This is a genomic window from Sulfurihydrogenibium azorense Az-Fu1 (assembly GCF_000021545.1).
Taxonomy (GTDB): domain Bacteria; phylum Aquificota; class Aquificia; order Aquificales; family Hydrogenothermaceae; genus Sulfurihydrogenibium; species Sulfurihydrogenibium azorense.
In genome coordinates this window covers 542170-568203 of the sequence record NC_012438.1, presented here as the reverse complement: position 1 = coordinate 568203, position 26034 = coordinate 542170, and the positions used below count along the sequence as shown (strand labels likewise).

Below are 26034 nucleotides of genomic sequence, written 5' to 3'. Positions count from 1 at the left end.
ATTAGAAAATTTTTAAAAGTTAAAAAACCAAATGGAAAAAATAAAAACCGATTTATTACTAAAACATCTATTCAAAAACCCAGCCACAAAACTCATAGAGATAATACTCGGAAAAAAAGTAAACTGGCAGCTCCTTCAAGATAGTGACCTTAAAATAGTTAAAACCAGAGAAGCTGACTTGGTTGTTAAGTTAGAAGACAATACCATTTTACATATAGAGATACAAAGCACAAACGACCCTTCTATGCCATATAGAATGTTTGAGTACTTTTATCTTATCACTGACAAGTATAAACCAAAAGACTTAATTCAAGTATGTATATACATAGGAAAAGAGCCTTTAAAAATGTCAGACAAGATACAGTTTTCAGACTGGACCTACAGGTATAGACTGATAGATATTAAAGATATACCGTGTAAAGAGTTAATAACAAGTCAAAATATCACAGACAAACTACTTGCAGGTCTATGTAAGATAGAAGACCCTAAGTTTTATGTGGAGAATGTGATAAAAGAGATAAAGAACGCAAACCCAAAAGATAGAAAAGAACTATTTACACTATTTCTTGAAATAAGTAAAATAAGGAATAATATAGAGGAAGAGATAAGAAGTTATATAAGACAGGAGGATTTTGAGATGCCAATTACAATAGAGTGGACAAGGGAAGAGATAGAGAGTTATCCAGTGTTAAGAGATGTTTTAAAGATTGGGAAAGAGGAAGGTTATAAAGAAGGATTACAACAAGGACTACAGCAAGGACTTAAAGAAGGACTGGAACAAGGAGTGCAACAAGGACTACAGAAAGGTTTAATAGAAGGATTAAGACAGAGTGTGATTGATACTATAGAGCTAAAATTTGGTTATGTGGAAGATGATTTAAGAGAGAAAATAAACCAAATATCTGATATTAAACAGTTAAAAGAACTACTTAGAAAAGTTATTATTGCAAATAGTTTAAATGATATAGTGTAAGGTGTCAAATATTTACATCGGATAGGAGAAAGTACTAAAGATGATTGTAAAAGTTAAAAGAGAAGATTACTTTTCAGAATTTGAAATAAATATACAAGAAAAAAGAATAACAATCTTAGAAGTGTTAGACTATATAAAAAACTACTTAGACCCAAGCTTATCCTACAGGTCTAACTGTAGAGCTTCTATATGCGGAACTTGCGGGGTAAAAGTAAACGGTAAACCAGTTTTAGCCTGTAAAACAAAAGCCTTGGATTTAGCAGAAAATAACACTCTACTCATAGAACCGGTTGATAATATGCCAATAATAAAAGATTTAATTGTAGACCAAGATGAATTTTTAGAAAAATTAAAGAAAGCAAAAGCGTGGTTTGAACCCAGAGACAACTTTGAAAAAGTTTATCCTCAAGATTTAGCATTGTTTGAAAAAGAGGCAGACTGTATACTGTGTGGAATATGCTACAGCGTTTGCCCTGCATTCCAGAACGATAAAAACTTTGGCGGACCTATCAACTTTATAAAAATTTTTAGATTCTGGAAAGATAAAAACGATGCCCTTGGCGATGTTAGAATAGAGATTGCAAAAGAAAACAACATCACATCTTGTATACATTGTAAGTACTGCACTTTCTCCTGTCCTAAAGAAATTCCAGTAGAATCAGACATAATGCAACTGGAATTTTTCGGAAAACAAAAAGGAATTATCCAGTCTCAAGATAACTTTGGATTCGGCTTTAATTTTGGTTTTTAATCAGGAATATTATACCTTTTCTTATAAAGCATTATAAACGCATCTATTACAGCAACTATAACGGGAGCTATAAATATTCCCAGAAAACCAAAAGCCTTTAAACCGCCTAATATAGCAAAAAATAAAATCATAGGATGAATATCTATCTTACTTCCTACCACTATAGGTCTTACAATGTTATCAACTGTACTTATTACAAAAGTCCCATATAAGAAAAATAACAATCCTGCAATAAAGCTCTTAGTAGCAAAAAGATAAATTGCCACCGGAACCCACACTAAAGAAGCTCCACCAAAGGGTATAAAAGCAGCCAAAAAAGTAATAAAAGCTATAATTATGGCATAATCTACCCCAGCTACCAACAAACCTATCAACGTTGCTACAGCCTGAGCCACTGCAACGAAAACACTCCCTAATATAACAGCTTGAACAGCTAAATAAGAGTTTTTAAACAGATAATCCTTTTCTTCTTTATCAAGTGGTATTACTGAATGAACCAACTTATAGAGTTTCTCTCCATCTTTAAAGAGAAAGAAAATATTTAAAATCAAGATAAAAATACCTATAGAAAATAAAATTAGATTTGTTAAAAATCCTTTAGCGATATCAAAAAATGTAGAAGCAAAGCCTTTAAGATAGTTGATAAAAGTTTCGTGTAGATTGCTGTTTACGTTATTAAAAATTTCATTTTGAACCTTTAAATACAAGTTATACAAATACGGCACTGATTTTAACTTTTCAACAAAGTAATTTGGATTAGATATATACTGAGATACTAATGGATACAAATCTATAATCTCCTTTGCCAAAAAGAAGACAATTAAACTTAAAGGTATAAGTATAAAAGTTAGAATTGTCAAGGTAGAAATCAAGGAAGATAAAATATCACTTTTAACTTTAGACTTTATTTTTAGATGAAATGGATAAAATATTACTACAAAAAGAAGAGATACAAGTATCAGCCCTACAAAGGGACTAAATATAACGTATCCTAAAAAAAGAAAAAGAAGAAAGGAAATAATAAAAAATATATTTCCTAACTTCTCATAATTAGAAAACAATCAGCCTCCTTTCTATTACTCTTCTCCTTTCTTTAAAGCTCCTCCAACGAAAGCAATAATACCTGTTAAAATTGTAAAAGCTGTCATAATGATAAACGCTAACCAAGCTTCCATCGCACACACCTCCTTGAGTATTTACTCTAAATTATAATCCATAATTATTTTTTAAGCAACATTTTTTATAAGATTTAATGCTTCTTCTACACTTATACCTTCATGGACTATTTTAGCTAATACAGAAGTTATTAAAGATACGTTATCATGCTGGAATATATTTCTTCCTATAGACAGTCCGGCACATCCAGCTACTACAACGGCATCATAAACCATCTTTAAAAGAGCCTCATCTGAATCTACTTTAGGACCTCCGGCTATCACAACTGGAACAGGGCAACCTTCTACAACCTCTCTAAATGTCTCAGGGTCTCCTGTGTAAGGAACTTTTACAATATCAGCTCCAAGTTCTGCTGCAATTCTTGCTATATGGGCTATCGCTTTAGGGTCGTAAGGGTTTTTTACTTCTGGACCTCTGTAGTACATCATAGCAAGAAGTGGCATCTGCCATTCAAGACATTTTTTAGATACTTCTCCAAAGTCTTTTAACATCTGTTTTTCATCTTCAGCACCTATGTTTACGTGTATAGAAACACCGTCAGCTCCTAACTTTATAGCTTCTTCTACAGTGCATACTAACACCTTATCGTTTTTTCTTAATGATAAATCTGTAGAAGCTGACATATGGATAATCAGACCTAAATCTTTACCTTTACCTCTGTGTCCTGCTTCTACCATACCCTTATGTAGTATTATTGCATTTGCACCACCTTCTGCTATCTTTTGAACTGTTTCTTTCAGGTTTACAATCCCTTTCATAGGACCTGAACTAACACCATGGTCCATAGGGACTAAAACAGTTTTTCCTGTATCTCTATTAATAAGTCTCTCTAATCTTACTCTCTTTCCTATGGACAATTTATTCCTCCACAGATGATTTTTGATTTATTATTATACATTACTCTCAGACTTTTCTTGTTGGTTTGTTAAGTTTTTAGTTTGTAGTAAAGCTTGCTTTTCCTTTTCGCAGTTTTGAAGCTGTTTATTTAATTTATTTATTTCCATTTTAAATTTAATCCAATCACCTATTGTAAGAGTTAAGGCAAATATTGCACCTATAACTACGCTAAATATGATAACTACAGATAATGGCATTGGAACGGTTTGGTATCCCGGAAGAAGATTAACACTTACAGAAGTTGCATTCATCGCCACAAAATAAGCAACTATCAACAATATAAAAAGCCAAATTATAAGCCTTATTTTACTCAACATCTTTCAACCCTTCTTTTAATTTATTATAAATTTCTTTTAAGTCTTGGGATATAACTCTTACCTCTCCTAAAACTGGCATAAAGTTAGTGTCTCCATTCCATCTTGGGACTATATGATTATGAATATGGGTTTCAAGTCCAGCTCCTGCAGCTCTTCCTATGTTATACCCTATATTAAAACCATCCGGATTAAGAACCTTTTTTAGAAGTTTTACCATCTTTTGAGTAAGTAAAGCTATTTCACACATAGTTTTCTCATCTATCTGGGTAAAATCTCCTATATGGTCGTTTGGGCATACCATTAAATGTCCAGCATTGTAAGGAAAAAGGTTCATTATAACAAAAGCATTTCTTCCTCTGTAAAGTACAAGATTTTTTTCATCATCATTATCTTTAAAAGCTCTACAAAGAAAGCATTCATCAGACTTACTAAGTCCTTCTATGTACTGGGACCTCCAAGGAGAGTAAAGTCTTTCCATACCTATTGCCTCCGTTTTATATGTAAATTTTTACATTTTGTGTATTTTTTCCACATTTTGTATGGTATAAATTATAACAATAAAATTAAGAGGTAAGCAATGAAAAAGATAGGTGTAGTTTTACTTAATATGGGTGGTCCTGACAGTTTAGATGCTATACAGCCATTTTTATACAATCTATTTTCTGACCATGATATCATACAAATACCAAAACCTATACAAAAACCAGTTGCATTTTTAATATCAAAGATTAGGTCTAAAAAAACAAGAAAGTATTACGAGATAATGGGTGGAAAATCTCCCCAAAAAGAACAAACCTTAAAGCAGGCACAAGCTTTACAGGAAGCTCTGGGAGATGATTATAAGGTAGTTGTTGCAATGAGATACTGGCATCCTTTTACTGATGAAGCTCTACAAGAACTGTTTAATTACGATTTAGAAAAGATAATACTATTACCTCTATATCCTCAATACAGCAGGACGACCACTGGTTCATCTTTTAATGAGTTTGACAGACAGATAAAAAAGTATATAAAAGCAGGAAAATACACTGTCTTATCAACCCTTAAAGGAGTAAAAAGTCCTTACTACTACTCTTCAAACATTCCAATTAAAAAAATCAACTGCTATTATAACAATATAGATTATATAAATGCAATGGTAGAAAATATAAAGGAAAACCTACCTCAAGACTATCAAAACTACTACTTTCTTTTTAGTGCCCATAGTCTTCCAGAAAAGATAATTTTAGATGGAGACCCATACAAACACCAAACAGAAGAAACTGTAAGGTTAATAATGGAAAACTTTAAAGGAGTTAGGTACTCTTTGGTATACCAGTCTAAAGTTGGACCAGTAAAGTGGTTAGAACCGTTTACAGACCAAGAGATTGAAAGACTATCAAAAGAAGGAGTTAAAAATTTAGTTGTAATACCTGTTAGTTTTGTTTCTGAACATTCTGAGACACTGTATGAACTTGATTATCAGTACGGCAACCTTGCCAAAGAGTTAGGCATAGAAAACTATATAAGAATACCAACCCTAAAAACCCACCCTAAGTTTATGCAAGCCTTAAAAAATTTAGTTTTACAGTGTAGTTAAAAAACTACTGAAAATTACTTGGGTTTACTTCTATTGTTATTTTAATATTTGACTTTTTAAGTGTTTTTTCATAAAAATCTTTAAATATTTTCTTATCTTCTTCATTTTTATACTCAAATATGTACATAAGATAGTTGTCAAGGACTGATTTTTTAATAATTTTTAAATTTTTAAAAAACTCTTCTACATAGTTAGAAACTATTGAACCTTTTAGATTTTTTGTAAATATCTCTAACTTTATAACTTTTATAAACGGTGGAAGGTTAAGTCTTTCCCTCTTTTTCAACTCCCAAGTTAAAAATTTATAAACATCAAAGTTAAACCTTTTTAACTCTTCTTCTTGATTAGTTATTGCAACATAATTTTTTTCACAAACGGTTATAGGAATCATCACTTTTTTAAAAAACTCATACTCTGACCTAAAATCTGGAAAATCTAAAATAAAGTCCGGATAAAGATTTATAACAGTTTCAAACTTCCCTACACTTAAAGTTTTTAGCTCCAAACTACTCACAACTTTAAACTTATTCCAAAACTCAACTGGAAGAGATTTTTTTAAAAAAACTTCCACTTTTTCCTTTCCAAACCCTGTTTCTGTAGTTTTAAAATCACACTCAGGACATAAAGGAGTGTATTCATACTTTGTTTTACACCTTCCACACTCTAAATATTTTTTCCCTTCTTTCAAATGGACGTTTAGATGATATCCACACTTTTGACAAATAGCCTGCCAACCACACCTCTCACATACAACTAAACTTGAGTAATAACTTTTATTTGCAACAATTAGACAGCTTCTACTTTTTGTGATAAGGTCCTTTATTACAAGCAAATCACTATTAATATTTTTATGGGGGATGATTTGGATGTTAGCTGAATTAATTTTAGGTTTGTTATTTAAATGTATAATCTGTTTTTTTTGTAAGGATAAAAAACTTTCTAAAGATGGAATAGATGAAGCAAAAATAACAGGTATACCTTTCTCTTTATTAATATAGTATGCAACTCTTTTAATATCTATTTTAGGAGTTCTTTTTGATTTATAGACTTTTGAATCTTCTTCTTCTACGATTAAGATTTTCTGGTTTTTTATTGGTATAACTGCAGAAGAGACCGTTCCTATAAGTATTACGTTTTGTTCCATTGCCTTTTTCCAAACCTGCCATTGAGTAGAAGGAGAGATTGAGTCGTTGTAAACATATACATTCTTAAATCTTCTTGAAAATATCTCATAGTAAATATTACAAAGTTCAACTGAAGGAAGGATAATATGGATACTACCATTTTTTATTTTTTGTGTAAGCTGCAAGTAGTAGTTTAGTCTTTTTTCCGGATAAAACTCATCAAAAAGGTAGATTTTGTTTTTTAAAGTGTTGATACTTTCGTAATCTTCCTTATAACTAGACAAAACTAAAGAGTCTTTTAATATACTTAGACCTTCTTTTACTTCTACTATCCCTTTATCTACCAAAGATTTAATAGTTTTTCTATCAAAACCTAACTCTTTTAGGTCTTCGTAGGTTAGATAATCTCTTTCGTATAGTAATTCCAATAACTCTTTTTGTTTGTGGGTTAACTTTTTTACTTGGGAATTTTCCTTTAAGAAAAAGAGTTTTCCTATAAAAGGGTCTTTTATGTTTTTTTCTCTTATTTTGTTTGGAACAAAGTAGTCAACTGTTAAACCTATTGGAGAAATGTAAAATTCTGAAAGATTTTTTATTATATTTATCTCTTTTTCCGTGAAAACTTTATCCTCTACTGAAAATACATCTTTTACCTTTGAAAAATCAGGCTGATTTTTAACACCTAATATTATTCCGTAATGTTTTGTTGATTTAAAAGGAACCTTTACTTTTCTACCTATTAAATCTGCTTTATTTAAGTGTAAAGGTATTCTATAGACAAAAGTGTTAAAAAGAGGAACAGGAACTGCAACTTCTACAAAAATTTCTTCCAAGATTGTTTTATTCTATCTCTTCAATAATAAAGTTTGTGTTTGTGTATATACAAATCTCGCCAGCTATCTTCATAGCCTCTTCTACTATCTTTCTTGCATCTAAATCTGTATTTCTATAAAGTGCAAGTGCAGCAGACCTTGCATAATCTCCTCCTGACCCAATAGCCAAAACCGGTTCATCCGGCTCTATAACATCTCCATTTCCAGACAAAAGCAGTATATTCTCCTTATCAGCTGCAATCATAACAGCTTCTAATCTTCTCAAGTATTTATCAAGTCTCCAGTCTTTTGCAAGTTCTACAGATGCTCTTATTAGATTTCCTCTGTGTTTGTTTAACTTTTCTTCAAGTCTCTCCATAAGTGCCAGTCCATCAGCTGCACTGCCTGCAAATCCTACAACTACTCTTCCTTCGTTTAACTTCCTAACTTTTTTGGCTGTTTGCTTCATTACAGAAGATCCAAGTGTAACTTGCCCGTCTCCTGCCATAACGGTCTTACCGTTTCTACGGACAACTAATATAGTTGTACTTCTAATTTTTTCCATCTTTTTCCTTTATAATTTTTGCTATAGGGTCTTCTTTCTTAGAATTTTCAGAGATATATTCTTCTATACTTTCTATTGAATCTTGTGGTACAAGTTCTTTCATATTTGCAGGTATTCTTTTTGCAAATAAAAATCTCTTTATATAGTAGTCTTGATTTATATCTGTGATCTCAACTTTTCCTCCTCGTGATGAAGCATGGATCATTTTTCCATTTCCTATGTATATTCCTACGTGGGAAGGATAACTGGCATAGGTTGCAAAAAATAGAAGGTCTCCGGGTTTGATATTTTCTCTTCTTACAAAATAGCCGTAGAGTGCTTGCTCTCTTGCAGTTCTTGGCATTTTATAACCAGCAAGTTCAAAAACGTGTTGGACAAAAGAAGAACAATCTATACCATTTATACTTTCTCCACCAAAAGTATATCTAGTACCTAACAATCCTATTGCATACTTGTAGATATCTCTGTTAGGTTCTAAATCATCCCCGTAAACTCTTGGCCCGTAGGAGTAAGAAACTTTTTTGACTTTTAAACTTTTTTTGGAGTGTTTTGAATGTCTCGAGTGTTTTGAGATTTTATCTAAACTTTTATGTTTTACACTGATACTTTTACTGTGTTTTTTTTCTATTTTTTTTGTTTTTGCTTCTGCAACTGATGGCATTATGAGTATTGCAGAACTCATAAAAATGCCTATAATCTTTTTTAACACTTTCATGTGCGTCCCCCTATTCTTTATACCTGTCAAAAATTATAACACTCTATTTTCGGTTTGTAAACTTTTTTACTTTACATTATAATAAAACTATTAAAATCATGGAGTTAATTAGGTAATGGCAATACTACCTATATATAAAAAGCTAAGAATTTTTTCTAAACAAAGTGAAGAAGCTAAAAATTTTTCTAAAAATTTAAACGACTGGCTTATAAAAAAAGGAATAGAATCTAAGATAATAGAAAACGTTCAAGATTTAGAAAAAGGAGAGATTAAGGAGATAGATGCATTAATAGTTGTAGGTGGAGACGGCTCTCTTTTAATAGCATCAAGAAGAGTAGCAAAGTATGGTATTCCACTTATAGGAATAAACTTGGGAAGACTTGGTTTTTTAACTGAGATAAATAAAGAAGAAGCTTATGAAAAATTAGAAGATATTTTGTCTAAACCTCTGTGTATATCAAAAAGAATGATGCTTAGGGCTACTTTAAAAAGGGATGGAAAAGAGGTTTTAACAGCTGATGTACTAAACGATGTTATAGTAAACAAGGCAATTTTGGCAAGAATTGTAGACGTAGCAGTTTATGTAGGAGATAGATACATAACAACTTTTAACGGTGATGGTGTTATAGTATCTACTCCAACAGGGTCTACAGCTTACGCTTTGTCAGCTGGAGGTCCAATCGTATACCCTCCTTTAGAAGTGTTTGTTTTAGTACCTATTTGCCCCCATACTTTAACAGACAGACCTATCATACTACCAACAACAGAGCCAATCAAAATAAAACTAATCTCAAAAGACAAAGACGCATGGTTAACTTTAGATGGCCAAGAAGGAACACAGCTTTTTTATGGTGACGAAATAGTGGTAAAACAATCTCCTTACTACACTTTCATAGTTAGAACTCCTTATAAAAATTACTTTGATATACTTAGAGAGAAGTTAAATTGGAAATAAGAGTAGGAATAGGTTACGACTTACACAAACTTGAGGAAGGAAGAAAGTTGATAATAGCAGGTGTAGAGATACCATCTGATAAAGGATTTTTAGCCCATTCTGACGGTGATATATTTTTTCACGCATTAACAGATGCCCTTTTGGGAGCTGTAGGTTATGGTGATATTGGACAACTGTTCCCAGACAGTGATAAAAAGTTTAAAGATGCTTCCAGTGAGATCTTTTTAAAAGAGGCTAAAAGGATTATTGATGATAAAAAATATAAAATTGTTAATATAGACGGCGTTATAATAATAGAAAAGCCAAAGATACTACCTTATAGAGAAAAAATGATAGAAAATACAGCCAAAATACTTGAGATAGAAAAAGATAGAGTGTTTTTAAAAGCAAAAACAAACGAAAAGATGGACAGTATAGGGAAACAAGAAGCAGCAGCTTGTTATGTTGTGGTATTACTAAAAAAGGAGGAGTAAATTATGAAAGATATAAACTTAGATACAACGGTTGAACAGGTTTTGAGGAAGTATCCCTTTACAAGAAGATTTTTTGAGTCTAAAAATATGTACTGCAATGTATGTGCCTGTAAACCTCATGAAAGACTACAGATAGCAGCTATCAACTACGGCCATGACCCAGTACAATTTGTAGAGGAGTTAAAACAGTTTATTATAGAGTATGGAAAACAACAATCCGGCTAAAAACCTAATAGAAAAACTTATAAACAGTGATGATGTATATTTAAGCAGGGTAAAAAGTTTAGGTGATACTCTAAAAACTCTACTAAAAGGAAAAGTACCTGAAGGTATACTTCAAGATTTACAACTTTTAGACAGTATGAACCCTGCCAAAAAAAGAAACTTTTTAAAAATAATACTATTTCATTTAAACTCCCAACCTTACAATGAGATTAAAACTACAAAAAACGAAGAAAAACCTAAAAATAGATTTACAATTTTTGACCTTGAAAAATACGAGATAAACAATCTATCTTCTTTGACAACCTTAGAGAAAAAATCTTTCAAAAAGATTATGGTAAAAAACGTTTACCAAGCCCTTTACAACTTTCCTGAAAAGTACGAAGACAGACGAGTAAAAAAAATACTAAAAGTCAAAGATGGAGAGACAGGGACATTTTACGCACAGGTAGAAGATATAAAAAAAGTAAACAGAGGTAAACTAAAAGTTGAAGTAATCTTAAGACAAGATAACGTTTTATTTTCTGCCTTGTTTTTCTACGATAAACCATACCTTTACACATACTTTAGAAAAGGTAGAACTGTAAAACTTTTTGGAAAAGTAAGCGTTTATAAAAAAAATTACTCTTTGATACAACCAGACTTACTTGAAGAAAAAGAAGACCCAATAGACACTATAGCCCCTGTTTACTCACTCCGAGGAGACAGCTCCATAAAAACAACAGGACAAACTATAAACCATCTAAGAAGAGGAATGTTTAAAATTGTAGAAAAGTTTTCAGATGTAAAAGATTACATTCCAAATTTTATTTTAGAAAAGTATAACTTCCCACCACTGTCAAAAGCTTTAAAGTTTATTCATCACCCAGACGAAAACACTGATATTGATGAGTTAAACAATTTTCAAAATATACACCAAAAAAGACTTATCTTTGATGAGCTGTTTTTATTACAACTTGCACAAAAATACAGAAAAGCCTTATTACAGAGAAATCCATCTTACAATATAAAAGTTAAAGAGGACTTTTTACAGGAAGTGGAGAAAAACCTTCCTTTCCAACTTACAAACGCTCAAAAAAGAACAATAAAAGAGATTTTATCAGATTTAGAAAAAGAGGTACCTATGAACAGAATGGTTTTAGGAGATGTGGGAAGTGGTAAGACTGTGGTAGCTGCGATATCATCTTTAGCAGTAGCTTTAAACAACTACCAATCAGCAGTAATGGCACCAACAGAAATACTTGCACAGCAACACTATAACAACTTTAAAAACTTCTTAAAACCATACTTAAAGGACTACGAGATAGCACTTTTAACAGGTAGTCTCTCGTCAACAGAAAAAAAGAAAATATACAAAGCAGTAGAAAGTGGTATAGTAAAAGTAGTTATCGGAACCCATGCACTACTTGAAGAAAAACTTAAGTTTAAAGACTTGGCTTTGGTAGTAGTTGACGAACAACACAGATTTGGAGTAGAGCAGAGAAAATCTTTAATAGAAAGGTCAGAAAAAAAGCCCCACGTGATGGTTATGACGGCAACACCAATACCAAGAACCTTAGCCCTTGCATACTACGGAGACTTAGACATATCAAAGTTAGACGAATTACCAAAAGGAAGAAAACCTGTAAAAACAGTTATACTTTTTGAAAAAGAGAGAGATAAACTTTACAGTGTAATAAAACAAGAGTTAGAAAAAGGGAGACAAGTATTTGTAGTCTATCCTTTAATCCAAGAATCAGAAAAGACAGACTTAAAATCAGCTGAGGAAGGATTTAAACACTATCAAGAAGCTTTCCCCGATTACAAAGTAGTCTTACTACACGGTAAGATGAAACAGGAAGAAAAAGACAGAATAATGCAAGAGTTTAAAGAAGGAAAAGCTCACATACTTGTATCGACGACAGTTATAGAAGTAGGAGTTGATATACCAAACGCAACAGTGATGGTAATAGAAGAAGCCCATAGGTTTGGACTTTCCCAAATCCATCAGCTGAGGGGTAGAATAGGAAGAGGACAGTACGAAGGATACTGTTTTTTAATGGCTCCAGACGAACTATCCCAACCCCAGTCAGACTCTTCCAAAGAAAAATCAAGACTAAAAGCGTTGGAAAGGTTAAAGATATTAGTTAAAACTAATAACGGCTTTGAAATTGCAGAAAAAGACTTAGAGCTAAGAGGTGCAGGAGACATAGCAGGAGTAAGACAGTCTGGAGAAAGTGGCTTTATATTAGCAGATTTAAAAAGAGATGAAGAACTTCTGGAAATAGCCACAAAAGAAGCCCAAGAGATGATAAACCAAGACCCAACCTTAAGTAAATACAAAGAGTTAAAAGATGTAGTGTACAAAATGTACGCAGACAAGTTTGACCTTGTAAGTATTGCATAATAAAATTTACAATATATAATTATTACTTAAAATTTACAATATATAATTATTACTATCGAAAATTTTTAATCATTTGGGGGAATTTATGGATAAAAGAAAAAAAGTAGAATCAATGGATGAAGAAATCCAACTGGAAGAAGCCGAAAAACAAGAGTACCATAAACCAGAGCCAGATTTAGAAGCTATATTTACAGGCTCTCAGGCGTTAAAAAAAGCTCCTAAGATTTACGGGGTATCTACAGGTATTGAAGGATTGGACGATTTATTTTTTATAGTAACAAGTGAAAATGGAAAGATTGTTAAAAAAACGTTAGGTGGTATACCAGCTTACTCTGTAATGAACATTACAGGTGTATCAGATACAGGAAAATCTCTTATGGTAGAACAGTTTACTGTCCATCAAGCTAGTAAAGGAAATAAAGTTGCTTTCATAACTGTTGAGTCTCCTGCCAACTTCGTTGTAGCTTCTTTAAAACTTAGAGCTTCTGCAATGGGGTTAAACTTTGATGACTTTCAAGACAACATCATCTTGATAGATGCAGCCTCTTCTACAAAGATAAGAGAAAATGTTCCAGACTTACTTGCAACACTTGCATACGTTATCCAACAGTACAAAGTAAAGTTTACCGTAATTGACTCTGTGACAGGACTTTTTGAAAATAAGGAGATGATGGCAAGGGCTATAGTAAGAAGACTGTTTAACTTTATGAAAAAATGGTATCAAACTGCGTTGTTTGTGTCTCAAAAAAGAAGTGGACACGAAGAACTTACAGCAGAAGCTGCAGGTGGTTATGCGGTAGGACATATAGTTGATGGAACAATGGTGTTGGCAAAGGAGCTAATAGACTCTCCTTTTAAAGCAAAAATGTATAAAAAAGAGATTGGAGATATTGTAAGGTTATTTAGAATAGATGGTTGTAGAATGTCTGGACACGATACAAAAACACACTTTTTAGAAATAACAGAAACAGGATTAGTAAAAATAAAACAACCAATAGGAGGTTAAGAAGATGGTGATTCAAATCACATCAATTCCAGAAAACACACAAGACGTAGAACATTTAGTAAGCAGAGTTTTTTTCAAATCAATTGACCTACTGGGAGGATTAAGCAAGTTAGCTGAGTTTAGAACTTTAACATGGCTTCCATCGTTGGCAAGAGCATCTTACGTTATTGTTTTAAGAGAAGAGTATCTAAAAACAGAAGAAGAGATAGCAGAGAAAGTAGGACTAACAAAAAATACAGTAAGAAACATACTCAGAGCAGACCCAACTTTAGCACTGGAAAAAATTAAAAAGTTGGAAGAGCTTGCAAAAGAAGAGCTAAAAGAGATGAAAGTTCATACAGCTGGTGGCATAGCAAAGCTTGCATACAAGATGATAAAAGAAGGTCAAGATGCAGAAACCCTTGTTCACTACTGTCAACTTGTATCTACAGAAGTTGCACAAATATTAGATGTTCCATGGGCTTATATGGTACTAAAACATATAAAAGGTATAAAGTATCCAATAACTGAAGCTAATCAGTTATTAGAAAAATTAAAAGATGTTAAAATAAAAGGTCATGATCCAAAAGAAATCTTAAATAAGCTTCACTATCCAATTAAAAATCCAGCTGCACTTTTACACGAAATAAAGCAAGTATTAAGTAGTAAAGAAGAGGCTACTTACGGTATCTAAATAGATATCAAAATCAACTTCATTATCAATAATGGGGGGAGATTATATCTCCCTCCGCCAACTTTTAATCTTAGCTAATCTAATTCTGATTTATAATCCTATTTATTTTAAGATTTCTTAATTTTAATATAAAAAATTATGTAATCATATATAGATATGCCTATATAATCCATACTATAATTATAATTGTCTATAATAATTTTAAAATTATTTAACACTTTACAGTTAGCAAATATTAACTTAAAATATTGTATGGAGGTTTAGAATGAAAACTGTTTGTATTTACCATAAAAACTGTACTGATGGAACCACCGCAGCTGCGATACTGCTTTTAAAGTATCCTGATTGTAAGTTATTTCCCTTAGACCATAACTATAGAGAAGAAGAATTTCAACCTATATTAGATGAGGTAGATAAAGATACAACGGTTTACATTGTGGATTTTTCAATTAAACAACCATTTTTTGAAAAGCTGGCAAGTAAAGCAAAAGAAGTTATAAACATAGACCACCATATAAGTGTAAAGGATATGTTAGAAGAGTTTACTAAAAAGTATAGCAACTTTAAATTAGTATTTGATAACGATAAATCAGGTGCATCTTTAACATGGCAGTATCTGTTTGGCAGTAATCCCCCAGATATCGTTAAGTATGTTGAAGATAAAGACATCTGGAAATGGGAGTTTGGCGATATAACAAAGTACGTTAACGATTATCTATTTTTATATACAAATAAACCTCAAGAGTTAAGGCAGCTTCTTGATAAAGATATAAACGAGATTATAGAAAAAGGTAAGATAATAAATCAGTATACTACCTACCTCATAGATAGTTTTGTAGAAAAATCAAAAGACTTATATATACAAATTGGAAGTTATAAAGTAAGAGCTTACAACACAGGACTGTTTCAATCAGAGATAGGAAATAAACTTTCAACTTTACATAATGAAGCTGTTTGTCTTTTTTCTATAAACGGAGATTACGTAAAACTAAGTTTTAGAAGTCTTGACCATCATAACCCTTCTGCTCTGGATTTAGCAAAGATGTTAAACGGTGGAGGACACAGAAACGCAGCTGGAGCTTCTATGAACTTAAAAGAGTTTTGTAATATTTTACTAATATAAAAAGAGGTGTGGAGATGCTTCAAACAGTTGAAGACCTTTCAACAAAAGAAAAAATAATACTAGCTGGTGCAGAAATAATAGTAAAGGAAGGATTGAGAAAATTTACTGCAAAAAACATTGGGAGTAAAGTTGGGATTACAGATGCGGCAATTTATAAGCATTTTACATCTCTAGATGAAATTATCGTTGAGATTATAAACAGATACATATCAAGATGCTCCCAAAATGTAGACAGAGCAATAGCTATGAATTTATCCACAGAAGAAACCCTAAAACAGGTTATGAGAGAGCACATAAAAGTTTTAGAAGAAACAAAAGGAGCTGTACCGATTTTATGTTTTGAGTTTAGCCGTTCTGGTAATAAAAAATTTTTTGATATACTCCATGGATTTGTAGAAAGTTATAAAGAAAAGTTATCCCAGATTATAGAAAAAGGTATAAATGAAGGAATAGTAAGGGAAGACATAGACCCTAAAGAAACTGTTATGCTCTTTGTAGGTTTAATACAGGCAAAAGTCTTTGCATACGTAATGGAAAACAGAGAAGGCCCTATAATAAGAAACCCAGAAGGTTTAATATCAGAGTTATTCTACGGAATTATGAAAAGATGATAGCAGTTGTCCAAAGGGTATTACAGTCCAAGGTAGAAATTGAAGGTAAAGTAGTAGGAGAGATTGGGAAAGGTGTAAACATCCTTTTAGGTGTTTCAAAGGAAGACGAGATTATAGATGTAGATAAACTTGTTGACAAAATTGTAAACTTGAGAATATTTGAAGATGAAAAAGGAAAGATGAATTTTTCACTAATTGATATCAAGGGAGAAGCTCTGGTTGTATCCCAGTTTACACTCCTTGCAAACTTAAAAAAGGGTAGAAGACCATCTTTTGAAAATGCAGCTGACCCTGAAAAAGCAAAATACCTTTACCAAGAGTTTATAAAAAAAATTTCAACATTTGTACCAACTAAAACAGGCATATTTGCAGCTGATATGAAAGTTTATATTCTAAACGATGGACCTGTTACGTTTATCCTTGATTCTAAACAGTTATAACTTTACCTTCTAAACCAATGCCTTTTTTCGCCTTTAGCTTCACGAGGTGGGAATATACTTCTATACAGGTTTTTCCAAAACACTTTAGCTCGTGTAGATTTGTAAGCCCAGATAGAAACAGATACAGAAAGAACTATCCATAAAGGAATAAGTATTTTTATTAATAACTCTGTTGCCTGTTTTTCCATTTGATTAAAAGCTGATGGGTCAACCATTAAAACTCCACCTTGAAGTTTTTTAATAAAAAGTATATCTTATTTTAAACTTTTTTCAAGGAGGAGAAACTGAGAAAGGTAAAGATAAACGTAATAAGTTTAGGATGCCCTAAAAACTTAGTAGATACAGAAAATATACTTGGAATGTTAAATACTACAGAAGTAGAGTTTACCCAAAGTAGTGAAGATGCAGATGTGATACTTATAAACACCTGTGGTTTTATAGACGCTGCAAAAGAAGAGTCTATAAACACAATATTAGAAGCTGTATCTTTAAAAGAAAAATCTCATAAAAAAGTGATAGTAACAGGTTGTTTGGTAGAAAGGTATAAACAAGAGTTAGAAAAGGAAATTCCTGAGGTTGATGAATTTATAGATTTAAAAAATCAAACAACAATTCCACAAAAACTATCAATACAGGTAAAACCTGAAAGTAAAAGAATCATATCAACACCAAAACATTTAGCATACCTGAAAATATCAGAAGGTTGCGACCATACTTGCTCTTTTTGTGCTATCCCAAACATTAGAGGAAAACATAAAAGTAAACCTATAGAGAAACTAGTTGAAGAAGCAAAGTACTTAGCAGACCAAGGAGTAAAAGAGTTAAATATAGTATCCCAAGACACGAGTTATTATGGAACTGATATTTATGGAAAACCTATGCTTTTTGAACTTTTAAGAAAGTTAGAAAAAGTAGAAGGTATAAAATGGATAAGGCTTTACTATCTTTATCCAACAACTGTTAACGAAGACTTTTTTAAATTTATAAAAGACAGTCAAAAAGTTTTACCTTACATAGAAATGCCTATTCAACATACACAAGACCACATTTTAAAAGATATGATGAGAGGTTATAGAAAGAAAAAGTTGTACCAAATACTAGAGTGGAAAGAAAAGTACACTCCAGATATGACCATAAGAAGCTCAGTTATAGTAGGTTATCCTACGGAAAAAGAAAAGGATTTTTTAAGTATGCTTGAGTTTTTAAAAGAAGCAAAGTTTGATTGGCTTGGAGTCTTTACATACTCCCACGAAGAAGGAACTCCTGCCTATGAAAAACATAAAGATAAAATTCCTAAAAAAGAAAAACTTAGAAGATTTAACGAAGTTATCAAACTACAAGAAGATATAACTTACGAAAAAAACTTTCAAACAGTTGGAAAAGAGTTTGAAGTGATTGTTGACGGATTTTCTGAAGAATGGGAGACACTACCAATCGGCAGGTCATACAGGTCAGCTTACGATATAGATGGAATAATTTACATAGAAACAACACAACCTTTAAAAACAGGTGATATAATAAAAGTCAAAATTAAAGAAGTGGCTGATAAATACGACCTTGTTGGAGAAGAGGTTTGAGAAAGTTAAAAGATATAAGACCTTTAGAGTTTAGAGAAGATTTTTTATTTGTGATAAATCAGTTGAAGCTTCCCCATGAACTGCAGTGGGTAAAGCTTTCTAACTTAGAAGATTACGAAAAAGCTATAAAAGATATGGTAGTAAGGGGAGCTCCCCTTATAGGTATAGTGGGTGCTTACGGTTTTTATCAAGGGATAAAAGAAGGTATACCAGCTCAAGAGGCTTACCAAAGGTTGAAAAATACAAGACCTACAGCTGTAAATCTCTTTTGGGCTTTAGATAGAATGCTTAACTTCTACCTTAAATACAAAGAAGACTCTGACATTTTACGAAAACTTTTAAAAGAAGCTCAAAGGATAGAGCTTGAAGATTATCACGCCAACAGAATGATAGGTGGTTATGGCGAAGTTTTGATTCCTGATAATTCAAACATCCTTACCCACTGTAATACAGGAGCTCTGGCAACAGCAGGATGGGGTACCGCTTTAGGAATAATAAGGTCAGCTTGGGAAAACGGTAAAGATATAACAGTTTATGTTGATGAGACAAGACCTTACTTACAAGGCTCAAGACTTACAGCTTGGGAGCTTTTAGAAGAAGGAATACCTCACTACATAATAACTGACTCTTCTGCGGGATTTTTAATGTCAAAAGGTGTTATAAATGTAGTTGTAGTAGGTGCAGACAGGATAACAGTTAACGGTGATGTAGCAAATAAAATTGGAACTTACTCATTATCAGTTTTGGCAAAATATCACAACATACCTTTTTATGTTGCAGCTCCTACGTCCACATTTGATTTATCGTTAGAAAATGGAAAAGATATTCCTATAGAAGAAAGGAAAGAAGAGGAAGTTAAAAACTGTCACTGTTGTCCAGTTGCCCCTAAAGAATCAAAAGCTTTAAACTACTCTTTCGATATAACACCAGCAGAAAACATAACTGCCATAATAACAGAAAAAGGTATAATAGATAGACCTAATAGAGAAAAGATTTTAAAATTTTTCGGGAGAAAGTAATATGAAAGTAGTAGCCATAGGTGGAGGTACAGGGTTATCTACACTTTTAAGAAGTTTAAAACATTTTGTGCCTGATTATATAAGTGATTTATCTGCAATTGTTACAGTATCAGACAACGGTGGAAGTACAGGGATACTTAGAAAAGAGATGAATATTCCAGCTCCGGGAGATGTTAGAAACTGTATAACAGCACTGGCAGAAGATGAAGATATCTTTACCAAAGTTATGCAGTATAGATTCACAGAAGGAGAAGGGCTAAAAGGACACAGTTTTGGAAACCTTTTTTTAACTGTACTTACAAAGATAACAGGAAACTTTTTAACTGCTATAGAAATAACCTCAAAAATTCTTAAGATAAAAGGTAAAATAATACCTTCAACAGACTCTATGGTTAACCTTGTTGCAGAGTTCACAGATGGAAAGATAATTAAAGGAGAAGTTGAGATAACAGAATACGGAAGGAAACTCGTAGCAAAGATAAAAAGAATTTGGCTTGAACCCCAAGATGTAAAAGCGCCACCTGAAGCAGTAGAAAAAATTATGGAAGCAGATATGATAATACTTGGTCCTGGTAGTTTATTTACAAGTATAATTCCAAACCTTTTAATAGATGATATTAAAGAAGCAGTATTAAACAGTCAGGCTTATAAAGTATATATCTGTAATGTTATGACCCAGTTTGGAGAGACAGATAACTTCACAGCTTCTGACCATGTTAAAGCTTTAAATAAAGTAATAACAGGAAATCCAGATGTAAACTTTTTAAACGCGGTTATACTCAACACTACAATACCCCCAGATGAAGTACTTAAAAGATACCTTAAAGAACACTCAGAACCGGTTGTCGCAGATGCAGGAAACTTATCAAGAATGGGACTTACTGTCTATGCAAAAGACCTGTTAGATGAAGGAAACTATGCAAGACATAGCCCAGAGAAACTAAACAACGTAATTTTAGAAATAATTCAAAACTTAAAAATAAAAAATGTACATTAATAGATATTTAACCTGCTTTAATACAAAAAATATACAAAATGAAGTTGTTGATACTGTAATAGTTGGAAGTGGACTTGCTGGGATATCTACAGCTTACTACCTCTTAAAACTAGGAATAAAACCACTAATTATAACAAAAAAAAAGCCCGGTATATCCAACTCTTTCCTAGCCCAAGGCGGAATAGCAGCTGCTATAGGATGTTTAGACTCTGTGGATTTACACTTTCAAGATACTATTAACGCAGGAAAGGGACTTTGTATAGAAAAAAATGTCAGAATACTTGTAGAAGAAGGTTTAGAGAGAGTAATAGACCTTATAGTAGCAGGTGTTGAGTTTGACAAAGATGAAAACGGTTTTCCAAAGCTCACAAAAGAAGGAGCTCACAGTATAAACAGAGTGCTACACTCTAAAGATAAAACAGGACACGAAATAGGGAAAAAACTTTTAGAGTATGTAAAAAATAACGTATTTTTAGCAGACGGCTTTTATTTAGAAGAAATTCTTACTGATGAAGACAAGTACGTAGGAATACTTCTTTCAGATGGAAAAAATCAAAAAGTTGTAAGGTCTAAATCTCTCGTTTTGGCAACAGGAGGTTATAGCGGCGTTTTTTTAAGGAATACTTCAGCCTACAATGTATCTGGAGATAGTATAGCTGTTGCTTACAGGTCAGGTTGTGAGTTAATGGATTTAGAGTTTGTACAATTTCATCCAACGGCTATTTATATAGAAGGAAAACCCGGTTGGCTTATATCAGAAGCTGTAAGAGGAGAAGGAGCTATACTTGTAGATGAAAACGGAGAAAGGTTTATAGACGAGTTAAAACCAAGAGATGAAGTTGCCCGTGCAATACTAAAAAAGTATCAAGAAGGGCACAAAGTATTCTTAGATATAAAACCCATCATTGATAAAGGCATTGATTTTAAAGAAAGATTTCCGAATGTTTTCAGTATGTTAAAAGAGTTTGGATTAGAGAACTTTACAAAGATACCTGTAAGTCCATCAGCCCATTACACTATAGGTGGAGTAAAAGCCCAGTTAGATGGCAGAACAGATATAAAAGGAATTTTTGCAGTTGGAGAAACAGCTTGTAGCGGTGTTCACGGAGCAAACAGACTTGCAAGTAACTCACTACTTGAGTGTATTGTATCTGGATACAAAACAGCATATAATGTTTACATAAATAATATGTGTAGTAAAATAAATTATACTGATATAGATAACGACAACGATGCAAAAAGACAGATGGAAAAATCTAAAAGAGAGTATTTTTTAAAAGAAATTAAAACTGTAATGTGGGAAAAAGTAGGTTTAATAAGATCACAAACCAGCTTAGAAACAGCTTTAAAGAAGATAGAGTCTATATACGATGATTTATCACCATACTGTAATGTTAGATATCTTAAAGACTTAACCATCTTATGTAAAGGAATTATTCTTTCAGCATTGTCAAGAAAAGAAAGTAGAGGAGTCCACTTTAGGGAAGACTATCCAAACCAGTCAGACGAATTTTTAAAACATACTATTTTGCAAAAAAATTTTGAAATAAACTTTAGGAGGTTTTAGCCATTCAGGAGTTAAGAATTAACAACCAGATAAGAGTAAAAGAAGTAAGGCTCATTGATGAAGATGGTAAAAATTTAGGAATAGTACCAATTGACGAAGCTTTAAGACTTGCCAAAGAAAAAAATTTAGATTTAGTAGAGGTATCTCCAAACGCAAATCCACCTGTATGTAAAATAATGGATTACGGCAAGTACAAATTTGAACAAAAGAAAAAAGAGAAGGAAGCTAAAAAGAAACAGCATGTTCAAGAAGTTAAAGAGATGAAGTTTAAACTTAACATAGAGAAGCACGACTATGAAACAAAGATAAAACACATAAGAGAGTTTATTCAAGACGGAGATAAAGTTAGAGTCTGGATTTGGTTTAGAGGTAGAGAAAACGTCCATCCAGAACTGGGAGATAAATTAGCTCAAAAAATTATAGAAGACGTTTCAGATATAGCTGTTGTAGAAAAAACACCAGTTAAAGAAGGTAGGAATATGATGTTTACGCTCATTCCTAAAAAGTAGTATAATAAAAAGTAGTATAATATAGATATAAAGCCGAAGTGGCGGAATTGGCAGACGCAGGGGACTCAAAATCCCCCGCCCGCAAGGGCGTGCGGGTTCGACTCCCGCCTTCGGCATATAAACACTCTCAATTTAAATTTACTCTGATTTAAATCTCAAAAAAATCCTTGAAAAAATCTGTATAATGGTAATTATTTTCTTAAATATCTTTGAGGTTTTTTATGATGGGTGAGTTTAAAGTTTTAAGTAAAATTAAAAATTACAAAGATTTAAAAAACTTAACAAAAGAAGAGATTACAGACCTTTGTCAAGATATAAGAGATTACATTATAGAAGTAACATCTATAAATGGAGGTCATATAGGACCGTCTTTGGGAACTGTTGAGTTAACCGTTGCTCTTCTTATGGCTTTTGACCCAGAAAAAGACAAGATAGTATGGGATGTAGGACACCAAACCTATGCTTATAAAATATTAACAGATAGAAAAGAGTCTTTTAAAACACTTCGCCAGTATAAAGGAATCTCTGGATTTTCTAAAATAAAAGAAAGTAAGTATGACCACTTTGGAACTGGACATAGTAGCACTTCCATATCTGCAGCTCTTGGCATGAGAGTAGGTAAAGACTTAAAAGGAGATGAGTCTTATACTATTGCAGTTATTGGGGATGGTGCAATGACTGCAGGTCAGGCTTTTGAAGGTTTAAATAATGCCGGATGGCTTGACCCTTCAAGGTTCATAGTTATCCTTAATGATAACCAAATGTCTATATCTCCAAACGTAGGAGCTATATACACATACTTCAACAAGATAATAACAAAACAAGTATTCCAAAAACCAAGACAGAAATTAAAAGAAGCTATAAACAAAATATTTGGAGACCAAGGTGTTAAGATTTTTAGAAAGATTGAAGAGTATACAAAAGGTTTATTTGCTCCGGGAATCATATTTGAAGAGCTTGGATTTACGTACGTAGGACCTATAGATGGACATAGTCTGTTTGACCTTGAGCAAACATTAGAAAATGTAAAATCTATGAGAGGTCCTATTCTTATTCACGTAATCACTCAAAAAGGAAAAGGATACAAATTTGCAGAAGAAAACCCAGTAGTATTCCATGGAGTGTCTCCTTTTGATAAAATATCAGGAATATTTAATAAAACATCTACAGCTCCTTCATACAGTAAAGTATTTGGAGATGCTTTGGTCGAACTTGCAGAAAAAGATGAAAAGATAGTAGCCATTACGCCTGCCATGAAAGAAGGTTCTGGACTTGTAGAGTTTGCAAAGAGATTTCCAAACAGATTTTTTGACGTAGGAATAGCAGAGCAGCACGCTGCAACCTTTGCAGGGGGGCTTGCATTAGAAGGTTTTAAACCAGTAGCAGCTTACTACTCAACTTTTCTACAAAGGGCTTACGACCAAGTGATACATGACATAGCCCTTCAAGAACTTCCCGTTTTATTTGCAATAGACAGGGGAGGACTAGTAGGAGACGATGGACCTACTCACCACGGTGTTTTTGATATAGCATTTTTAAGGTTAGTACCAAACATAATAATAGCAGCTCCAAAAGATGAACAAGAACTTAGAGACTTTTTATACACAGGATTAAACAGTGGAAAGACATTTGCCTTGAGGTATCCAAGGGGAAATGGATACGGTGTTAAACTTGAAGATTTTAAAGAAATAAAGATAGGTTCATGGGAAGAGCTTGTAAGTGGTAGAGATGTAGCAATCTTGGCAGTAGGTAAGTACGTTTATAGAGCTTTAGAAGTTAAGAAAAATCTAAAACTAAAAGGTTTCAACCCAACGGTTATAAATGCAAGATTTATAAAACCTATGGATGAAGAACTCTTAAAAAGAGTTTTAAAAACCCATGAATTTATTATAACAATGGAAGATGGTGTTTTAAACGGTGGTTTTGGTTCAGCTGTTGCAGAGTATATCCTTGACAACGGCTTTTCAAATAAGCTCCTTAGGTTTGGTATTCCAGACAGATTTATAGAACATGGCAAAGTAGAGATATTAGAAAAGGATTTAGGACTTGATATTTCTTCTATGACAGATAAAATATCCGAGTTTATAGTAAAAAAACAGCCGGCCTTAAATATAGCTTAATTGTTAAACCTTATAGTGACGATAGCCCACTGAAGCTCCGTTGATGATATTTTATTAAATTTCCATCTTTTCATATAAGATATAACAGTTGAGTTTACTTCAGGGTCTCCTGTAGTTGTAAGAAGTTCTACCTTTGAGACAGACCCATCAGGATTTATCCATATCTTTACCTTTACAGAAGGTAGAGTTTCTGAGGTTGTTATTTTAGGAGGATTAGGTTTATAGATTACAGACCTTGAAGAACCTGTTCCACTTACAGACGAATCTATCTTAGATAAACTCTCTCCAAAAGATATCTCTTGATTAGAAGCTGCACTTTCTTTCTTACCACTTGACACAGATTGAAGCTGCCCTAATAGTTTTAGATTCTCATCATCTATCTTTAAGATATCTGGATTTGAAGATTTTACTTGATGTTTAATTGTAGCTTCTTGACTGTTAATTACAGCTTGTTTTGATACAACAGGTTGTTTTTCTTTTACTTCTTGACTTTTTGGTTTATTAGTTACTTTTCTATCAGGAGATACTAACTTTTTTTCTTCTTTACTTTCAATGGATTTTTGGTGAACTTGAACTTTTTTCTCTACAGTTTTCTTTATCTCTTCTTCCTCTAACTTTATCTCTATAGGCTGATTTAAAGGGAAGTCTAAAACTCTAATAGGAAGAAGCTGAAGAAGTATAAAAATAAGAAGGTGGAGTATTAAAGATACCTGAAAACCTATAATAAGTAGTTTGTTTTCATATAAACTCATGCTTTTATTTTACCAAACTCACAAAAATTTTTTACAGGACATATATCACACATAGGTTTAATAGGTTTACATATTGTCTGTCCAAAAGCAACTAAAACCCAGTTTACATCTCTCCAGTACTTTTTCGGCAGAATCTCCATAAGTTTAAACTCTGTTTCTTCTGGAGTTTTTGTTTTTACAACACCAAGTCTATTTGATATTCTATGGACATGTACATCTACACAGATTGCAGGTTTTTTATAACCTTCTGATAAAACAAGGTTTGCAGTCTTTCTTCCTACCCCTTTTAAAGATAAAAGGTCTTCAAGGTTGTCTGGCACTTTACCAGCGTATTTTTCAAGGATTATTTTAGATATCTCCTTTATCGTCTTTGCTTTGTTTTTGTAAAAACCTACAGGGTATATAAGTTTTTCTATCTCTTCTGCTGGTAGATTTACCATTTTTTCTGGAGTGTCTGCAACCTTAAAAAGCCTGTCTGATGCCAAAGCTGTTATTTGGTCTTTTGTCCTAAGACTTAAAATAGTGGCTATTAATACTTTGTATGGATTATTTTCTGTCCTACCCATAAAAGCAACAACAGGAGCATTCCAGTTTTTACTTTCTTTTTTAAGTATTTTCAAAACTTCTACAAAAGTTTTACCGTCCATAAAATCTCCTATGACAAAAATTAATGAAAAACAAAATTTAAGGTATAT

The 26034-nt window shown here is 32.6% G+C and carries 28 protein-coding genes and 1 tRNA gene; 19 read left to right on the top strand and 10 right to left on the bottom strand.

Translation table 11 applies throughout. The annotated features are described in order from the left end of the window. Positions 1–31: 31 nt before the first annotated feature. On the top strand, positions 32–973 hold the full coding sequence (locus tag SULAZ_RS03080; protein ID WP_012674494.1) for an RpnC/YadD family protein: 942 nt from the start codon (positions 32–34) through the stop codon (positions 971–973). A gap of 40 nt (positions 974–1013) precedes the next feature. Beyond that, a complete protein-coding gene (locus SULAZ_RS03075) occupies positions 1014–1724 on the top strand; it encodes a succinate dehydrogenase/fumarate reductase iron-sulfur subunit (RefSeq protein ID WP_012673734.1) in 711 nt (236 codons plus the stop codon). Here the strand turns inward: SULAZ_RS03075 and SULAZ_RS03070 are convergent. The 4 genes from SULAZ_RS03070 to SULAZ_RS03055 form a co-directional block, all read right to left on the bottom strand. Continuing rightward, positions 1721–2785, bottom strand: a complete 1065-nt coding sequence (locus SULAZ_RS03070; RefSeq protein WP_012674442.1) for an AI-2E family transporter — start codon at positions 2783–2785, stop codon at positions 1721–1723. The two genes, SULAZ_RS03075 and SULAZ_RS03070, sit on opposite strands and share 4 nt — an antisense overlap. 165 nt (positions 2786–2950) lie before the next feature. Then, positions 2951–3757, bottom strand: coding sequence for a 2-amino-3,7-dideoxy-D-threo-hept-6-ulosonate synthase (locus SULAZ_RS03065; RefSeq protein WP_012675127.1), 807 nt, complete (start codon positions 3755–3757; stop codon positions 2951–2953). A gap of 33 nt (positions 3758–3790) precedes the next feature. Beyond that, the gene (locus tag SULAZ_RS03060) at positions 3791–4114 is read right to left on the bottom strand and encodes a LapA family protein (protein WP_041675796.1); all 324 of its coding nucleotides are present in this window, start codon (positions 4112–4114) and stop codon (positions 3791–3793) included. After that, positions 4104–4592 (bottom strand): HIT family protein, encoded by a 489-nt coding sequence (locus SULAZ_RS03055; RefSeq protein ID WP_012675000.1) that lies wholly within the window; start codon positions 4590–4592, stop codon positions 4104–4106. The genes SULAZ_RS03060 and SULAZ_RS03055 overlap by 11 nt, the downstream gene beginning before the upstream one ends. Before the next feature lie 99 nt (positions 4593–4691). Between SULAZ_RS03055 and hemH the strand changes: the two genes are divergently transcribed. Further along, positions 4692–5693: a ferrochelatase gene (gene hemH, locus SULAZ_RS03050; RefSeq protein ID WP_012673584.1), complete on the top strand. Its 1002-nt coding sequence runs from the start codon at positions 4692–4694 to the stop codon at positions 5691–5693. A 4-nt stretch (positions 5694–5697) separates the two neighbouring features. Here hemH and SULAZ_RS03045 read toward each other — a convergent pair whose 3' ends face one another. The 3 genes from SULAZ_RS03045 to SULAZ_RS03035 are packed head-to-tail and all read right to left on the bottom strand — an operon-like array spanning position 5698 to position 8909. Continuing rightward, entirely contained in the window at positions 5698–7650 is a 1953-nt protein-coding gene (locus tag SULAZ_RS03045) for a primosomal protein N' family DNA-binding protein (protein WP_012674768.1), read from the bottom strand. A 7-nt stretch (positions 7651–7657) separates the two neighbouring features. Further along, positions 7658–8194 carry an ATP-dependent protease subunit HslV gene (gene hslV / locus SULAZ_RS03040; RefSeq protein ID WP_012674237.1) on the bottom strand — a complete coding sequence of 179 codons (537 nt, stop codon included), beginning with the start codon at positions 8192–8194 and terminating at the stop codon, positions 7658–7660. After that, entirely contained in the window at positions 8181–8909 is a 729-nt protein-coding gene (locus tag SULAZ_RS03035) for a C40 family peptidase (protein WP_012673969.1), read from the bottom strand. Before SULAZ_RS03035 ends, hslV begins: the two co-directional genes overlap by 14 nt. A gap of 115 nt (positions 8910–9024) precedes the next feature. Here SULAZ_RS03035 and SULAZ_RS03030 point away from each other — a divergent pair, with 115 nt between their 5' ends. The 9 genes from SULAZ_RS03030 (at position 9025) to dtd (ending at position 16798) form a co-directional block, all read left to right on the top strand. Next, positions 9025–9864: an NAD(+)/NADH kinase gene (locus SULAZ_RS03030; RefSeq protein WP_012674779.1), complete on the top strand. Its 840-nt coding sequence runs from the start codon at positions 9025–9027 to the stop codon at positions 9862–9864. Continuing rightward, a complete protein-coding gene (ispF, locus tag SULAZ_RS03025; protein WP_012674335.1) occupies positions 9855–10337 on the top strand; it encodes a 2-C-methyl-D-erythritol 2,4-cyclodiphosphate synthase in 483 nt (160 codons plus the stop codon). Before SULAZ_RS03030 ends, ispF begins: the two co-directional genes overlap by 10 nt. A gap of 3 nt (positions 10338–10340) precedes the next feature. Beyond that, a complete protein-coding gene (locus tag SULAZ_RS03020; protein WP_012675119.1) occupies positions 10341–10562 on the top strand; it encodes a hypothetical protein in 222 nt (73 codons plus the stop codon). Next, entirely contained in the window at positions 10540–12945 is a 2406-nt protein-coding gene (gene recG / locus SULAZ_RS03015; RefSeq protein ID WP_012674985.1) for an ATP-dependent DNA helicase RecG, read from the top strand. The genes SULAZ_RS03020 and recG overlap by 23 nt, the downstream gene beginning before the upstream one ends. Before the next feature lie 112 nt (positions 12946–13057). Then, positions 13058–13951, top strand: a complete 894-nt coding sequence (locus SULAZ_RS03010; protein ID WP_041675990.1) for a KaiC domain-containing protein — start codon at positions 13058–13060, stop codon at positions 13949–13951. Between the two features lie 4 nt (positions 13952–13955). Next, positions 13956–14624: a helix-turn-helix domain-containing protein gene (locus SULAZ_RS03005; protein ID WP_012674895.1), complete on the top strand. Its 669-nt coding sequence runs from the start codon at positions 13956–13958 to the stop codon at positions 14622–14624. Positions 14625–14889: 265 nt separating this feature from the next. Continuing rightward, entirely contained in the window at positions 14890–15747 is an 858-nt protein-coding gene (locus tag SULAZ_RS03000) for a DHH family phosphoesterase (RefSeq protein ID WP_012674585.1), read from the top strand. A gap of 14 nt (positions 15748–15761) precedes the next feature. After that, positions 15762–16358, top strand: a complete 597-nt coding sequence (locus SULAZ_RS02995) for a TetR/AcrR family transcriptional regulator (RefSeq protein WP_012674637.1) — start codon at positions 15762–15764, stop codon at positions 16356–16358. Next, the gene (dtd, locus tag SULAZ_RS02990) at positions 16355–16798 is read left to right on the top strand and encodes a D-aminoacyl-tRNA deacylase (RefSeq protein ID WP_012673437.1); all 444 of its coding nucleotides are present in this window, start codon (positions 16355–16357) and stop codon (positions 16796–16798) included. The genes SULAZ_RS02995 and dtd overlap by 4 nt, the downstream gene beginning before the upstream one ends. A gap of 2 nt (positions 16799–16800) precedes the next feature. Here dtd and SULAZ_RS02985 read toward each other — a convergent pair whose 3' ends face one another. Further along, positions 16801–17013 carry a hypothetical protein gene (locus SULAZ_RS02985; protein ID WP_012674639.1) on the bottom strand — a complete coding sequence of 71 codons (213 nt, stop codon included), beginning with the start codon at positions 17011–17013 and terminating at the stop codon, positions 16801–16803. A 69-nt stretch (positions 17014–17082) separates the two neighbouring features. Between SULAZ_RS02985 and rimO the strand changes: the two genes are divergently transcribed. The 7 genes from rimO to dxs all read left to right on the top strand — a co-directional run bounded on the left by rimO (position 17083) and on the right by dxs (position 24587). Beyond that, positions 17083–18375 (top strand): 30S ribosomal protein S12 methylthiotransferase RimO, encoded by a 1293-nt coding sequence (rimO, locus tag SULAZ_RS02980; RefSeq protein WP_041675793.1) that lies wholly within the window; start codon positions 17083–17085, stop codon positions 18373–18375. Then, positions 18372–19394, top strand: coding sequence for an S-methyl-5-thioribose-1-phosphate isomerase (mtnA, locus tag SULAZ_RS02975; protein ID WP_012673880.1), 1023 nt, complete (start codon positions 18372–18374; stop codon positions 19392–19394). The genes rimO and mtnA overlap by 4 nt, the downstream gene beginning before the upstream one ends. 1 nt (position 19395) lies before the next feature. Further along, positions 19396–20391, top strand: a complete 996-nt coding sequence (locus SULAZ_RS02970; RefSeq protein ID WP_012674751.1) for a gluconeogenesis factor YvcK family protein — start codon at positions 19396–19398, stop codon at positions 20389–20391. Beyond that, entirely contained in the window at positions 20381–21958 is a 1578-nt protein-coding gene (nadB, locus tag SULAZ_RS02965) for an L-aspartate oxidase (RefSeq protein WP_012674594.1), read from the top strand. The genes SULAZ_RS02970 and nadB overlap by 11 nt, the downstream gene beginning before the upstream one ends. Positions 21959–21960: 2 nt before the next feature. Beyond that, positions 21961–22467, top strand: a complete 507-nt coding sequence (gene infC / locus SULAZ_RS02960) for a translation initiation factor IF-3 (protein ID WP_041675790.1) — start codon at positions 21961–21963, stop codon at positions 22465–22467. 32 nt (positions 22468–22499) lie between these two features. Further along, positions 22500–22583: transfer RNA gene (locus tag SULAZ_RS02955), tRNA-Leu, on the top strand. Between the two features lie 105 nt (positions 22584–22688). Then, the gene (gene dxs, locus SULAZ_RS02950; RefSeq protein ID WP_012673428.1) at positions 22689–24587 is read left to right on the top strand and encodes a 1-deoxy-D-xylulose-5-phosphate synthase; all 1899 of its coding nucleotides are present in this window, start codon (positions 22689–22691) and stop codon (positions 24585–24587) included. On the opposite strand, the gene SULAZ_RS02945 is transcribed toward dxs, so the two are convergent. Further along, positions 24584–25339, bottom strand: coding sequence for an energy transducer TonB family protein (locus SULAZ_RS02945; RefSeq protein WP_012674351.1), 756 nt, complete (start codon positions 25337–25339; stop codon positions 24584–24586). The two genes, dxs and SULAZ_RS02945, sit on opposite strands and share 4 nt — an antisense overlap. Then, positions 25336–25986, bottom strand: coding sequence for an endonuclease III domain-containing protein (locus SULAZ_RS02940; RefSeq protein ID WP_012674389.1), 651 nt, complete (start codon positions 25984–25986; stop codon positions 25336–25338). The genes SULAZ_RS02945 and SULAZ_RS02940 overlap by 4 nt, the downstream gene beginning before the upstream one ends. Positions 25987–26034: the final 48 nt, after the last annotated feature.